At 33.5% G+C, this 12878-nt stretch carries 16 protein-coding genes; 10 read left to right on the forward strand and 6 right to left on the reverse strand.

All coding sequences use genetic code 11. From position 1 onward, the window contains the following. The 6 genes from I5435_RS09855 (at position 1) to I5435_RS09880 (ending at position 4366) form a co-directional block, all read left to right on the forward strand. Positions 1-816 carry a hypothetical protein gene (locus I5435_RS09855; RefSeq protein ID WP_137034859.1) on the forward strand — a complete coding sequence of 272 codons (816 nt, stop codon included), beginning with the start codon at positions 1-3 and terminating at the stop codon, positions 814-816. Next, complete coding sequence (locus tag I5435_RS09860) at positions 806-1588, forward strand: hypothetical protein (protein WP_337983703.1); 783 nt, start codon at positions 806-808, stop codon at positions 1586-1588. The genes I5435_RS09855 and I5435_RS09860 overlap by 11 nt, the downstream gene beginning before the upstream one ends. 176 nt (positions 1589-1764) lie before the next feature. After that, the gene (locus I5435_RS09865; RefSeq protein WP_024361919.1) at positions 1765-2376 is read left to right on the forward strand and encodes a hypothetical protein; all 612 of its coding nucleotides are present in this window, start codon (positions 1765-1767) and stop codon (positions 2374-2376) included. Positions 2377-2379: 3 nt separating this feature from the next. Continuing rightward, positions 2380-3066, forward strand: a complete 687-nt coding sequence (locus I5435_RS09870; RefSeq protein ID WP_024361918.1) for an ABC transporter ATP-binding protein — start codon at positions 2380-2382, stop codon at positions 3064-3066. A 104-nt stretch (positions 3067-3170) separates the two neighbouring features. After that, positions 3171-3338, forward strand: coding sequence for a hypothetical protein (locus tag I5435_RS09875; protein WP_158497877.1), 168 nt, complete (start codon positions 3171-3173; stop codon positions 3336-3338). 74 nt (positions 3339-3412) lie between these two features. Then, complete coding sequence (locus I5435_RS09880; protein WP_337983704.1) at positions 3413-4366, forward strand: Rpn family recombination-promoting nuclease/putative transposase; 954 nt, start codon at positions 3413-3415, stop codon at positions 4364-4366. Between the two features lie 103 nt (positions 4367-4469). On the opposite strand, the gene I5435_RS09885 is transcribed toward I5435_RS09880, so the two are convergent. Beyond that, the gene (locus tag I5435_RS09885; RefSeq protein ID WP_024361916.1) at positions 4470-4664 is read right to left on the reverse strand and encodes a hypothetical protein; all 195 of its coding nucleotides are present in this window, start codon (positions 4662-4664) and stop codon (positions 4470-4472) included. Positions 4665-4911: 247 nt separating this feature from the next. Between I5435_RS09885 and I5435_RS09890 the strand changes: the two genes are divergently transcribed. After that, positions 4912-5160 (forward strand): hypothetical protein, encoded by a 249-nt coding sequence (locus tag I5435_RS09890; RefSeq protein ID WP_024361915.1) that lies wholly within the window; start codon positions 4912-4914, stop codon positions 5158-5160. Between the two features lie 875 nt (positions 5161-6035). Here I5435_RS09890 and I5435_RS09895 read toward each other — a convergent pair. From I5435_RS09895 to I5435_RS09905, 3 genes are all read right to left on the reverse strand, one after another. Beyond that, positions 6036-6680: a hypothetical protein gene (locus I5435_RS09895; RefSeq protein WP_025219370.1), complete on the reverse strand. Its 645-nt coding sequence runs from the start codon at positions 6678-6680 to the stop codon at positions 6036-6038. Continuing rightward, entirely contained in the window at positions 6668-6976 is a 309-nt protein-coding gene (locus I5435_RS09900; RefSeq protein ID WP_025219371.1) for a hypothetical protein, read from the reverse strand. Before I5435_RS09900 ends, I5435_RS09895 begins: the two co-directional genes overlap by 13 nt. A gap of 205 nt (positions 6977-7181) precedes the next feature. After that, positions 7182-7667 (reverse strand): DUF1648 domain-containing protein, encoded by a 486-nt coding sequence (locus I5435_RS09905; protein ID WP_337983705.1) that lies wholly within the window; start codon positions 7665-7667, stop codon positions 7182-7184. A 93-nt stretch (positions 7668-7760) separates the two neighbouring features. Between I5435_RS09905 and I5435_RS09910 the strand changes: the two genes are divergently transcribed. From I5435_RS09910 to I5435_RS09920, 3 genes are all read left to right on the forward strand, one after another. Further along, positions 7761-8501 (forward strand): sulfite exporter TauE/SafE family protein, encoded by a 741-nt coding sequence (locus tag I5435_RS09910; protein ID WP_024361912.1) that lies wholly within the window; start codon positions 7761-7763, stop codon positions 8499-8501. Positions 8502-8512: 11 nt separating this feature from the next. Further along, complete coding sequence (locus I5435_RS09915) at positions 8513-9448, forward strand: PD-(D/E)XK nuclease family protein (RefSeq protein WP_025219373.1); 936 nt, start codon at positions 8513-8515, stop codon at positions 9446-9448. 195 nt (positions 9449-9643) lie between these two features. Further along, positions 9644-10117, forward strand: a complete 474-nt coding sequence (locus I5435_RS09920) for a hypothetical protein (protein WP_229389569.1) — start codon at positions 9644-9646, stop codon at positions 10115-10117. A 301-nt stretch (positions 10118-10418) separates the two neighbouring features. Here the strand turns inward: I5435_RS09920 and I5435_RS09925 are convergent, their stop codons facing one another. Next, positions 10419-10706: a hypothetical protein gene (locus tag I5435_RS09925; protein ID WP_337983706.1), complete on the reverse strand. Its 288-nt coding sequence runs from the start codon at positions 10704-10706 to the stop codon at positions 10419-10421. A gap of 810 nt (positions 10707-11516) precedes the next feature. Next, positions 11517-12845, reverse strand: a complete 1329-nt coding sequence (locus tag I5435_RS09930; protein ID WP_337983707.1) for a histidine--tRNA ligase — start codon at positions 12843-12845, stop codon at positions 11517-11519. Positions 12846-12878: the final 33 nt, after the last annotated feature.

The raw sequence follows: 12878 nt of genomic DNA on the forward strand, positions 1-12878 counted from the left end.
ATGCTGAGGAGGGAATTAAGGCGTGCTGTCTTCAATAAAAGAATGGTTTTAGTTATTATAATTATGTTTATTTTATCCTGTTTTTCTGCTTATAGTTATCTATTAAGTTCACACTTTTTTATTGATAGGGATGCAAATGACTTAACACCTGAAAGCCTAAAACATCTTCTTGAAGTAGGGGGGAATACATTTCATATTTGGCTGAATGGTTTCCATTATACACAAATAGTATTTGTATTAGCCGCCATCTATCCTTACGCTGCCTCTTTTGTAGATGAGAAAAGAGGACATTTTCATTATTTTTCTGTTATCCGTATGGGGCATATAAAATATCGTTTTACTAAATTATTTGCCAATGGCGTTGCTGGTGGTTTGGCATTATTTATACCAAATGCTCTTTTTTTCTTAGGGACGAGTGCATTTTTCGAAAATAAAATTCTCTATCCATTTGAATTTCAACCAGACGGATTATTAGGAGATTTATTTGCTACGACTCCTTTGTTTTATATTCTGTTTGTTTTAGCCTTGCATTTTTCTTTAGGTTTTTCGATAGCTATTTTTGCTATGGGGATAACAAGTTTCTTTTCAAAAATTGTTTACGTTTATGCTATTTCTTTTGCCCTTTACTTAACATTTGATATTTTTATTTCCAATTTTAATGGACTAGAAAAATTCGCATTAACTAAAATTTATTACGTCATGTCAAGTATAGACTTACAAGGGAATGATGTAGTGATGATGCATCTATTTTTAATCTTCTTAGGAACAGTAGCATTTTATTTAAATAGACAATGGGAGTTAAAAAATGGTATCTAATTTCTTTAAAATCACTTGTAAAAGAATTTTAAAAAGTAGAAAGTTTCTATGTATTTTAATTTTTTTACTCATTCTTCCCCTCATAGTCTTGCTGATGAATGACTGGTCAGTTGATAGTAACAATTGGAATGGTCTATTTTTTATCTTTGGCAATAGGTATCTCTATTTTTTATTCATTATGCCTGTGTTTCTTATTTTTCTATATGATCTTGCAAATGAAGGAAACCTACGTTATTGTGCGGGGAGGTTACTTACAAAAGCTACGATAATAAAAGTTCAAATTAAAACAATGATTTTATATGGCTTCTTTCTAACTATCTATGTTTTTGTCGTTGTTATTATAGAAGCTATTTTAATTCTTGGGGGAACATTTGCATGGAGCAACGAAACCGCATTCGGACTTGATCCTTATACGTTTTTTCCTTTGGAATTGTCACCGATGCTTATAAGTAGCTTTTTTGCGATAAAGTTTTTTATGACAATTATTTTTCTAGGGAGTTTTTATTTGTATTGGCAAAGTATAACGAAAAGGCAATCCAGTAGGTTAGGCGTGAGCATCATGTTTTTTCTCCTGCTTTTTAATGCTATTGTAAATTTTCATCACATCCCTTTTTTGAATATTTTAGATTTAAGTTTTGTAAATATCTATTATTTGAACCCGCAAGATAATTCAATTTTGTTCCAGCTGTTCAGGTCACAGGCTCCGCTAAGTCTTTTAAGTATTGGACTTCTTTTTCTTGCGTTGCGTCTATCTAAGGGGGTGAATTTATAACGTTGTTTTTCCATTTGTTGTCGATTATACGATACAATATTCGTTTTATCTCTAAACGAGTATTCCTTTTCTTAGGCTGGATAACAGCAACCTTGATTTTCCATACTTTATATAACCAGGGGTATACTAACTATTCGGCGATAGATGTTTATTTAGTATGTATAGGGATGATACAAATGGAGAAGCTACATGTTATACAAATCCTCATTCTATTGCTTCCCTACTTTGGAATTGCCATGATAGTAGATGTATACATAGCGCATATGATGGGGAAGCAAGCTATTTTTAGTATGCTAAGAATAGAAAAGCGATACCTATTTATTATTTCGCATGTTGTATCCCTCGCTTTTGTACTATGGTTGGTGTTATTTGTCTATCAAATCATATTATGGATTAGTTCGTTTACGCTGTATGACCATTCAATGCCAATTACTGAATCACTGTTCTCAGGTATAGAAATCCCCCAAGAGAACATGTTTCTAAAGCTAATACTTCCTGCATTTGTTGGACAATTTATCGGTACTTTTTGTGTTGCATGTGTGCAACTTGCGGTATCAATTAAATTTAACCGACTAAATAGTGGGTTTATTTTTGTAGTTATCCTCTATTTTTTACAATTAGTTTTCCCAATAATAATAGGACAGCATACATTTGTTGCAAATATACTAGTAGATTACGTAACTTACATACGCTTTCTGATAACACAGTTACTGGTAATAGGAGGAAGCGTGATCTATCTCTCCATTTCTAGCCAAAAAAATATGTTAATTTTTTCGGAAAGGGGTTAAATGATGCAACAGTTTATTGTAGAAGTAAAAAATATCTCAAAAACTTTTAAAAAGCAGTGCATTTTTCATGCTGTATCTTTTTCATTGGAAAAGGGTAAGGCGTATGGTTTTATCGGTCATAATGGTTGCGGTAAATCTATTTTATTTAAAATACTGAGTGGTTTTCTTTCCCCTGATAGTGGTGAAATAAAAGTATTTGGACAAACGCTCGGAAAAGAAATAGACTTTCCTAAAAATACAGGCATCATGATAGAAACGCCTCATTTTCTTGATGACTATTCTGGTTTTAATAATTTACGCTATTTAGCTGCAATACAAAATAAAATAAATGATGCAACGATTAAGTCTACACTTGAAAAGGTAGGGCTAAATCCTGAAAGTAGACAACCTGTAAAAAAGTACTCTTTAGGTATGAAACAAAAATTAGGGATTGCTCAGGCTATTATGGAGGATCCTGATTTATTAATCCTTGACGAGCCATTTAACGGATTAGATAAAACGAGTGTGCGAGAGATTCGTACATTATTACTTGAACTGAAGAACAAAGGTGTGACGATTCTTCTAACGAGCCATATGTCAAAAGATATTGAATTGATATGCGATGAGGTACTTGAATTCAATAATAAAAAATTAGAAAAAATGAATGTTACAAAATTTAGCAATAGAGATGAGGATGTACTTCCGCTATAGAACGACAACCGACAAAAATATTGTCGGTTGAAATGTCGGTTATGGGCAAGTTACTCTAGCAGTAACAGAATCAATGCAAGCAAAACAGAAAGGGGCAATCAATAATGAAAAACATTCTTTCCTTAATTTTAGTGCTTTGTGGCGTCATCATTGCTTTGACTTTAATGGGTTTTATTCATGTACCGTTATTTTACCCGTATGCGGGAATAATAATTTGTTCGACGATATTATTACGAATTATGATTAATACAAATATTCGTTCAGTTCAGTAAAACGTCTTTGTCTTAACTGTTCAAGCTAGTAATCGAGAACATTAAGAGCAAACGATACAGAGGTGAATGATAATTTGAATATACTTAGTCAAGTTCCGCTTTTAAAATTATTGGATTTAAAGATCGATTTTGCTTTTAAGCAACTTTTCGGTAGTGAACGAAATAAGCAATTAACAATCGCATTGTTAATTGCTATTTTACAACGTACTGGCAGAGTACCTATAAATGAAGTGACTTTTATTACTCAAGAAGTCAGTGGCGAATATAAAGAGGATAAACAATGCCGTTTAGATATTGTTGTCAAAACACAATATGGAGAGTTCATAAATATCGAAATCCAATTAGCCAATAAAAAAGACATGTTTAAACGTACTTTATTTTATTGGTCAAGATTGTACAACCTTCAGTTACAAAAGGGAAAGGGATACCATACATTGAACCCGACCATTACAATTAATATTTGTGATTTTACTTTTTTTCCAAATGCAGCCCATTATCATAGCACCTATCATTTATATGACGATATTTCTTTACAACGTATACAAGATAATGTGTTAGAAATTCATTTTATTGAAATGGATAAGTTTTTGAAGGCATGGGCAAAGGAACAACATCCTTCTAATAAATTAGACAGGTGGTTACTGTTGCTAGGTATGGTAGATGACAGTAAAAAGATAGTTCGTCAAGATATATACAATGCATTGGAGGACATCGCAATGACAGATGAAAACATACGTAAAGCGTTTCAAGCATGGCAAGAAATTAGTCAAGATCCCGAAACCATTCTTGCTTATCAATCAAGGGTCAAATATATGCTAGATGAAGCTGCTAATATCGAAGATGCAAAATATCATGCAGAACAGGAAGGCATGGAAAAGGGCATAGAAAAAGGCATGAAAAAAGGAATGAAACAAGGTATAGAAGGCATTGCAAGAAAGATGATTAGAAAAGGTAACAGCAATGAAGAGATAATCGAGTTAACAAACTTATCACTTGAAGAAGTTCAATCTTTACGCCAAGAGATTTAATAAGAGAAAAAGCATTCTGGGAACATAGCCGTTCCTTGAATGCTTTTTCTTTTATAGTGGATCTGGAATTATCAATGATTGTTGATCTAGCGTGCTATGTCCACTAAACGCCCATTTTTCTACGCGTATTACTTGCTTTTTTAGTTTGCTGACTTTTCATTTTTTTTGTAGAAGTATCGCCATTCATTTTCCCTTTAGTCGCAGCATTTTTGTTCTTTTTATTTTCTAGTTGTTGTTTTACTGCTTCTTGCAGACTCATTTTCTTTTTTGGTGCTTCTGTCTGATTATTTTCTGTCATAGGAGATTCCCCTTTTTGAATAAGATTGTTAATAGTTAGTTCCAGTATAATCTATTTTCCGTAATTTGTGAAACCCAGTACAAAAAACGGAAAATTTGTTGGGGGAGCGTTAAGTACTGCTTCTTTCTATTTCTATAATAAAAACAAACCTTTGTTATTTTCAAATAAATGTTTATAAAATGCATATTTTTGCTTTATTTTTCTCATTCTAATATATACAAGCACATTGAAAGGATGTGGGAATATTTTGTACAGTAGAAAACAATTTATATGGGCATATTGTATTTCTAGTTTTACTTCGATTATTGGCACAATAGGCATTTTTCTAATATTAAATTATTATCAATATACAGCTGACTTTGGATTATTTTATAAACTGTTACTTGCATTTATTAGTGGAGGTCTTATTGCTTTTGCATTAGGGCTGATATTAATGAATTTATATTTTGAAAGTATCTTCTCCCACAATAAAAAGAAAATGAATGATGTAATATAAATTGTAAAAGTCGTTTGGTCCAAAATTTTAGGATGCAATCGACTTTTTTATGGTTGATTATCGTATAAAATGAGATTATTTGCTGTTAAATGGATATTTAAGAATGAAAAATATCCCAGTACCTATTACTGCTAAAAGAAAAGATGCTAGTAAATCCAGTAAACTTAAATCATCCATTTCCTTCACTAACTTTATGAAAAAAACAAGAAAGAAAAAGCCTGATGCGATTATTACTTTATCTTTTTTTGACGTATTCCTAATTGGAAACACCTCCTGATTGTTTGAAGAAGATGCATGCAATAGCAATGTATTTAAACTATCATCATAGTAAGGGCAGTACTAGTCAAATCCAAAAGGAAATCTTATATCTAATAGTGTAACTATGCATGTTAAGAAAAGAGCCCATACCATAGTCGTGAATAACCTTCTTGTATAGGAGGATTTTGGTGTTTCTTTGTAAGGCGAACCTGTTACAAATAAAGATACGAAAATAATTAGCGTAAAATACAAAAAATAAGCGAGTGATTGATAATACCACATAATACTTCACCAACTTTCCTTGAAGTACGAAATGGTTGATAACTTGAATTGTACTTTTTGCACAAGAAGCTGGCATAACAATCTTTCCTCAATAGATACCTAGCATTATCGGGTAGTAATTGAGTGAGTTAATCAAATCCAAAAGGAAATCTTATATCTAAAAGAGTAACAATACATGTCATGATAAGAGCCACTACCATAGAGGCTAGTAACCTTCTTGTATAAGAAGACTTCGGGGTCTCTTTGTAAGGCGAACCCCTTACAAATGAAGGTATAAATATTATTAAAGTAAAATATAAAAAATAAGCGAGTGATTGATAATACCACATAATACTTCACCAACTTTCCTTGAAGTATGAAATGGTTGATAACTTGAATTGTACTTTTTGCACGAGAATGTTACTAATTAAAATTCTTACATGCCAAATACCTAGTTTCATAGTAGAAGGGTCAATTCGTAAATGAGGATTTGCCTGAACTTTAGTTGCGCCTTTTTCGAATCGTAAAAGGTTGTCCATTATATAGTACGTTTCTTCAGGACTAATCCATTCAATTGTGATAATATGCGCTGTTGTTTGCGCCATTTTATTGAAATGCAATGTGATTGACAATGAAATAAAAACATCATTTACAAATACTGTAGGTGTAATATTGACACCATCTATTTTTTGATTGTTTATAGTAACACTTGCTGTCATATTAACTTGTTGTGTTTTTTGCTTTTCTGTATAAACAGAATAAATCATTTGCCCATCTTGGTGAATTATTGGATTGCTCGGATCTAAAAAGTAGTTATCCTTTGTTTGAAAGTAATATAATGTATTGTTAGGAAAGTTTTCAATCTTTACTTCCCAATATTCTTTTACTTCATTATAAAAGCATTGTTGAGTCAATAACTCATCATGTATTTTGTAGCAAATATCCAAATGTTTTATATTTTCAGAAAAATTAAGTTTGAAAGAAGCGATTATTTCCACCATCCTCTTTCTTGCCCTAAACGATAGCCAAAGTTTACGCCAAGTGTTACGCCTAAGCCAATACCAGTTGTTTTTACTGCTGTTGAAACAACAGTCTTGGCAACATTTTTAACGGGTAAGTGAACATTAGCAACATTTTTTATGTGTGCATTTGCTTTGTTTTGGTTGGCTGTTTCTCTAGCAATACTTGCACCCTGCAATCCACCACCCACCGCACTAGCGATAGTTGTAACGGGCCAAATCTGATCTTTAGCCGTTTTTTTAGCAGCATTTACAATACTTGATCCCCAACTCGACATAAGTCGTCCTCCTTTGTCGTTTATTTACGGAAATTTTATCATTGAGAATCATTCTCGGTCAATGGTTTTATGGGGAAATTTTATTATTTTTTTGCTAATAGTTGATAAGGAAAAAGGGGCGCTAAAATCAGTAGTTAGGCACTGTGTAATTATAAGAAAAAGCTAGTGCGCAAAGGTGATTGTGCAGCTAGCTTTTTGCTTTATGTTAAAGTAATAGCCCGCGAATAATGCCGGCGATAAAGATAACGAATAACAAAGCAAGAAATGCATATGCATGCCATTGTTGTAAAATACGATGATGTCCCATTGCCACTGTTAAATCATTAAAAAGTGAATATGTAAAATATAGCAAAATACTGTTTTTAATAAGACAAAAAGTAATCATACCATTTTGTCGCTCCAGATGAGAAAGGAATGGCTTGTGTTTTCGTACTACTGGATAAGCAGCCTTTATTTCTAAGTAGTGTAAAAGTAAAAAAAGCATTAACGCTACAAAGGGTAAATAGAAAATGGCGATTTTAGGGCCAAACTGTGCATGGTCAGTCGTAAAGCTTTGTAAAACAGGAATGGATGAGGGGAGCTTACGATATTGAATTAACGTTGCAGTAATGCTAGCAGTAAAAATGGTTGCTACAACAATCGTTAGTTGTTTACAAAGCCGCGGCATGGGTGTTTTTTGTTGTGCATGCATGAAGATCACCTCAATATGTTCATCTTTCAAAATAGGATTCTGTTATACTGTAACATAAGATTAACATCATTTGGATGTAGAAAGAAGGATTAGATGGAATACGTTTTATTTTTAGTGATCGGTATTGCAGGAAATCTAATTGGTACATTAGTCGGCGGTGGGGGTTTAATCACATTGCCAACGATGATGCTGATGGGCGTGCCGGTTCACTCAGCGATTGGGGCAAATAAAGTTTCCAATATGGTCAGTGCTTTTTCTAGCTTTTATACGATTTATAGAAGAAAGGAATTGTCATGGGCGGAAATGCGTTCCGTTTTGCTTGTATCTTTAATTGGGGGAACATTAGGTGGGCTTTTTGCTTCCTTTCTGAATGGTCAGACGTTAACACTAATTGCTATTATTTTACTAGGCTTTGCACTAATCATGTCCTTTATCGGTGGGGCTGATTTTGGTGAAGTGGACAGTTTTAAAATGAATCGAAAAACAGGTCCCATTTTGCTTGGGGTAGGATTTTATGATGGGTTATTTGGTCCGGGTAGTAGTACGTTAGCGTTATATACTTATGCCCATGAAAAACTTTCCTATATAAAAGCAGTAGGTTTGTCTCGTGTAGGCGTTTTTGCCATGTGTGCTGGGGCAGCTATTACGTATATTGCAACGGGAAAAATTGAATGGCCGCTAACAATTGTCTTAATGATAGGCTCCATTATTGGTGCACAAATAGGCATTATCCTAGCTACTAAGGTAAAAGCGAATCAAGTAAAAATTCTGTTACGCGTTGTCACAATTGTGTTGATTTTGCAACTTTGTTATGATTTCTTCCACCAGTTATAAGGAGGGTTTCCATGTTTGACATATCACCATTTCCAGCTTTTTCTTGGTCATTTTCACGCCATAAAACGTTAACGAGCTGCGCCAGAAAATATGGATATGAATATTATTTTGCTCATAATGGCTGGTTGAGCTATCAAGTTGAGCCCTTTCATCAGCATGTGTATCGCTTAAAAAAGTTGCAAGCGATGCCTATTTTATTTGGACAAATTGTTCACCGGCTCATCGAACAAACCATTATTGATTATTTGCAAACGGGGGCAGTGCCGTCAGTTGCGGAGCTTGTTAATCGTGCTCGTGGTCAACTAAATGCCGCCTTTATTGATTCAACCCGTCATGGAGACTTGTGGCGACATCAGCCTAATAAGTATTACATGATGCAGGAAATTTACTATGACGGTCAACTAAATGCTGAATTGATAACAGACTATAAAAGTAGGTTGGACGCAGTATTTACAAACTTTCTTCTAAGTGAGACGTTTATGCAAATAACTGCGCAAACAGGTTCATTACGGGTTGGTGAACCCGAACAGTTTCGCTCAATGAAAATTGAGGATACACAGGTTTTTGTGGTGATGGACTTTCATTATTACGATGATATGGCCGATAAATGGATTATTATCGATTGGAAGACCGGAGGAAAATCCGATGATGATCGTCAGCAGTTAGCGCTCTATGCCTATTACGTCCAACAAAAATACGGGGTAACGTTAGAGAAAATTGAGGTATACAATGAATATTTACTAACGGGGCAGCGAAAGCAATATACATTTACATCATTTGATATGGACACTATTTTACATACATTTCGACGTAGTGTACTGGAAATGAAAAAGTTTCAAGCAGATATTCTGACGAACGAGCCAGTGGATATTGAAGACTTTCAGCAAACGACGGATGAATGGCGCTGTAAGGGCTGTAATTTTAAAGAATTATGTTATACCAAATGAGTGGAATATGGAGCGAGTGACCGCAAGAGACCAATTAATTTAAATAGTCGCACGCATCATTTTTATATATGAGTGACCTAGTTGCTCCTGGATAATCTTAAAGTTTATATTTCGGCTACCATGGTATAGTAACTGTAGATTGTTGTGTTTTATCTAGTATAACCAAATGTTAATAAGGGTAAAGGGGAATTATTTATGGCTTTATTAAAAGATTATGGTGGTCAACCTAGCTGTGAAGTTGAAATAAATTTAAAATTAGTTAATGATGAGAGTGTAAAATTCTACATTCATTTCCGTTCCGGACCTGCTTTTCCAGAGGTACATACAGAAATCGCTTGCTTAAAAAGAGATTTCTTAAGGTTATTAGATGATTTAAAACAAATTGATATTATGCACCTAAGTATGCTAGAGCCTCACGATCCAGGTTTGTGTATTTATCACATTCCTCTATTTGGTAATTATTATTATCCTGGACATGGTTTTCTTCAAGTACCCGAACATGAAAGGGATGAGTGGGAGCCTTATTATAGATTAATTTTTGTATTAGATGCAGGGGAGAAGAATAGTCATAGAGCATCAGAAAGTGGTCCTGCACTATGTCTAAAAGTAAAAATGGAACAAATTAACGAATTTGTAGACAGTTTAATAGCTGAGGTAAATAGTTTTTGAGTTTATAAAGAAATCACTGGTGCAGTATAAATTAGTGCAACACAGAACGTTAATCAAGCCCTTAAAACACAAGTTGAGTACTTATTATTAAGTCATCAAAATAAATAACTAGAGGCTGGGACAAAAGAGAAAAAGTGTTAGATTGATGGCAGTCAATCTAACACTTTTTTGCTGCGCCGTTGTTGTCTGCTTCGGTGGTGCTTTCTGCTCCATATAGCAAAAATTTATGAACATTTTTCCTCTGTTCCTTAAATTTTTTTAGTTATGTCTCAGCCTCAATCTTTTTTCAAATATAATGAGTTTATTTTTTCTGATTATTTAAATAACGTTCTCTAGTGTATTGTGTGTAGTCTCTAGTAAGTTTTGAAAGAGATGTAGGGTCAACATTAGATTGCATAACCTCAAATAATTGCGGGTCGTATGAAATGATTTTATCTTTATATGAAGCTATTTTTATAATTTTCAGCAATCCTATATCACCCAAACGATTATAATGTTCACTTGTAATAAGGATTTCTTGCTCACGGTGCAAGTTTACCCATCTTCTTATGCGGAATTTATTCATATGGATATTATTGTTTAATTTCATGAGTTTGTTTATCCTCCTTCTCTGTTCCTATTGTAGGAAATAAAGAGTGGAAAGTATATAAAAAACAGACAACTAATTAGTTAGCGGTTCCTTGCTGCATAATAGTTTGTTCAATTATTTCCTCAAGCGTATAACCAACTTTCAGTAATTCTTGGGTTGTTTGTTCTAGTTTGTTCATTTTGAAACCTCATTTTAATTTTTCTTAATTCCGATATTAATATATTTAAATTTGTTAGAAATATCAAAAACACTGAATTTATAGGGGCGTGAGTAACGCTAATAGAACAGAACACTCCGAGAGAATGAATGGTCTTTCGTTATAAAATAAGTGACTAAAAAGCGACCAAAAACGATTTACAGTAACAGTTAGCGATTAATAATGATAATGCTATAATTGAAAACCGTTGTTACATAAAGGTTTTGATTTACTCAGAACCTGTATGAGAGCTTAAATTAAGTTTCAAGCAGATATTCTGACGAACGAGCCAGTGGATATTGAAGACTTTCAGCAAACGACGGATGAATGGCGCTGTAAGGGCTGTAATTTTAAAGAATTATGTTATACCAAATGAGTGGAATTACGCAGTGAATGACGGCAAAAGTGGCTAATTAATAATCATGGCTAGCTTTAGTATGCCTTGTGAAGTTTTGGTTATGAATTGACATTTACGACATATAAATAGGATTGCTACGTCTTGCAAAAGTTAACGTAACAATCCTAGTATCAATATTTCCATGGGGGGATGTTTAGTAATTGGCGTTCAAGAAAAGTTGTTTAACAATCGTGTTCCTAACATCTTGTAGTTATCATTAGATACAGTCTAAATTATTTAAAATATCAGTCACTTTTGACTGCATGGTCTCATTCTCTATGACAGCGTGAATTAATGGTCGTTTTCCAATAAGTTCTATAATCATTTGATGCTTATTTTGTTGAGCGAAATGGACGATGTCACCAAATGGAGATTGATTATAATAAATATCCACATCATAGTATTTTCTTAATTCCCGAGCAATCACAAATAGTTTTGGATGGAATTCTACGTTGGTATTAGCTAACAATATTTTGGAAGGTAGCTCGATATTTTTATCAATATAATCTAAGCTTTTCAAAACGGATAACAGTCTTTCTAAACCAAAGGCTAAGCCAACGCCTGCTTCATTTGCATTGCCAACAGCTGAAACTAACTGATTGTATCGCCCACCGCCTAAAATTGCTCCGATTTCAGTATCGATTGCAACGCCCTCTAATATATAACCTGTATAATAATCTGCTCCTCTTGCTAATGTTAAATCTATTTTTATATTGGATTGAACATTTTTTGGCAAATAAGACATGATAAATTTCAAATCGGCTGCCGCCTTTGCTGCGGAAGGGCAGTTATCAAAGAACTTTTCAATTTGATTGATTTGATTTTGTAAATCATCAAATTGCGTTAAAAGGTTAGCAAAACTTTCAATTTCCATCAGGATTTGATTTGCGATATTTAAAGGAATATTATTTTCTAATAGTTTGTTTTTAACACCTTGTAATCCATCTTTAGACACTTTATCAGCATAGTCTAAAGCTCTTTGTAATCCGAGGTGCTCTTCTTTGCTCTGCAAACCGACTTTCAGTGCTAAAGCTTGTATAAGTAGTCGGTGGTTTATTTTTAAAACAAAGTTTTTTATGCCTAATATAGTTAGTAATTCATGTGCCATTACTGTAATGTCGATTTCAGCTAATAAACTGTCTGCGCCAATTATATCAGCATCGCATTGGGTAAATTCTCTAAAATGACTTTTTCCAGGCTCGTCATCTCTAAAAGAGGGACCAATTTGATATCTTTTATAAGGTCTTGGTAAATCTGGATACATACTTGCTACTCTAGCCAGTGGAACGGTTAAATCATAGCGAGCAATTAAATCCTTGTCGTTTTTATCTTTTATATGAAAAAATAACTTTTCTCCTTCTCCGTGGTGTCCGTTAAATGTCTCTAAGTATTCTAAAATAGGTGTTTTATGTGGATTAAAACCATAGTTTTCATATACTTCTTTAATAATATTGATGATGTGTTCTCGATATCTCATATCAAGCCCTAAAACATCTTCGGTTCCTTCAGGAATGGATAGTTTCTGTTCACTTAGATTTAAAACCATGTTAGAATCTTCCTTTCGATGAGTAATTGAATT

Source organism: Lysinibacillus sp. C5.1 (genome assembly GCF_016350185.1).
GTDB lineage: Bacteria > Bacillota > Bacilli > Bacillales_A > Planococcaceae > Lysinibacillus > Lysinibacillus sphaericus.

Coding starts and splice junctions, on each gene's coding strand:
- I5435_RS09910 (WP_024361912.1), top strand. CDS start 7,761: ATGGAATACGTTTTATTTTTAGTGATCGGTATTGCAGGAAATCTAATT.
- I5435_RS09865 (WP_024361919.1), top strand. CDS start 1,765: ATGGAGAAGCTACATGTTATACAAATCCTCATTCTATTGCTTCCCTAC.
- I5435_RS09920 (WP_229389569.1), top strand. CDS start 9,644: ATGGCTTTATTAAAAGATTATGGTGGTCAACCTAGCTGTGAAGTTGAA.
- I5435_RS09870 (WP_024361918.1), top strand. CDS start 2,380: ATGCAACAGTTTATTGTAGAAGTAAAAAATATCTCAAAAACTTTTAAA.
- I5435_RS09885 (WP_024361916.1), bottom strand. CDS start 4,664: ATGACAGAAAATAATCAGACAGAAGCACCAAAAAAGAAAATGAGTCTG.
- I5435_RS09875 (WP_158497877.1), top strand. CDS start 3,171: ATGAAAAACATTCTTTCCTTAATTTTAGTGCTTTGTGGCGTCATCATT.
- I5435_RS09925 (WP_337983706.1), bottom strand. CDS start 10,706: ATGAAATTAAACAATAATATCCATATGAATAAATTCCGCATAAGAAGA.
- I5435_RS09930 (WP_337983707.1), bottom strand. CDS start 12,845: ATGGTTTTAAATCTAAGTGAACAGAAACTATCCATTCCTGAAGGAACC.
- I5435_RS09915 (WP_025219373.1), top strand. CDS start 8,513: ATGTTTGACATATCACCATTTCCAGCTTTTTCTTGGTCATTTTCACGC.
- I5435_RS09905 (WP_337983705.1), bottom strand. CDS start 7,667: ATGCATGCACAACAAAAAACACCCATGCCGCGGCTTTGTAAACAACTA.
- I5435_RS09860 (WP_337983703.1), top strand. CDS start 806: ATGGTATCTAATTTCTTTAAAATCACTTGTAAAAGAATTTTAAAAAGT.
- I5435_RS09895 (WP_025219370.1), bottom strand. CDS start 6,680: ATGGTGGAAATAATCGCTTCTTTCAAACTTAATTTTTCTGAAAATATA.
- I5435_RS09900 (WP_025219371.1), bottom strand. CDS start 6,976: ATGTCGAGTTGGGGATCAAGTATTGTAAATGCTGCTAAAAAAACGGCT.
- I5435_RS09855 (WP_137034859.1), top strand. CDS start 1: ATGCTGAGGAGGGAATTAAGGCGTGCTGTCTTCAATAAAAGAATGGTT.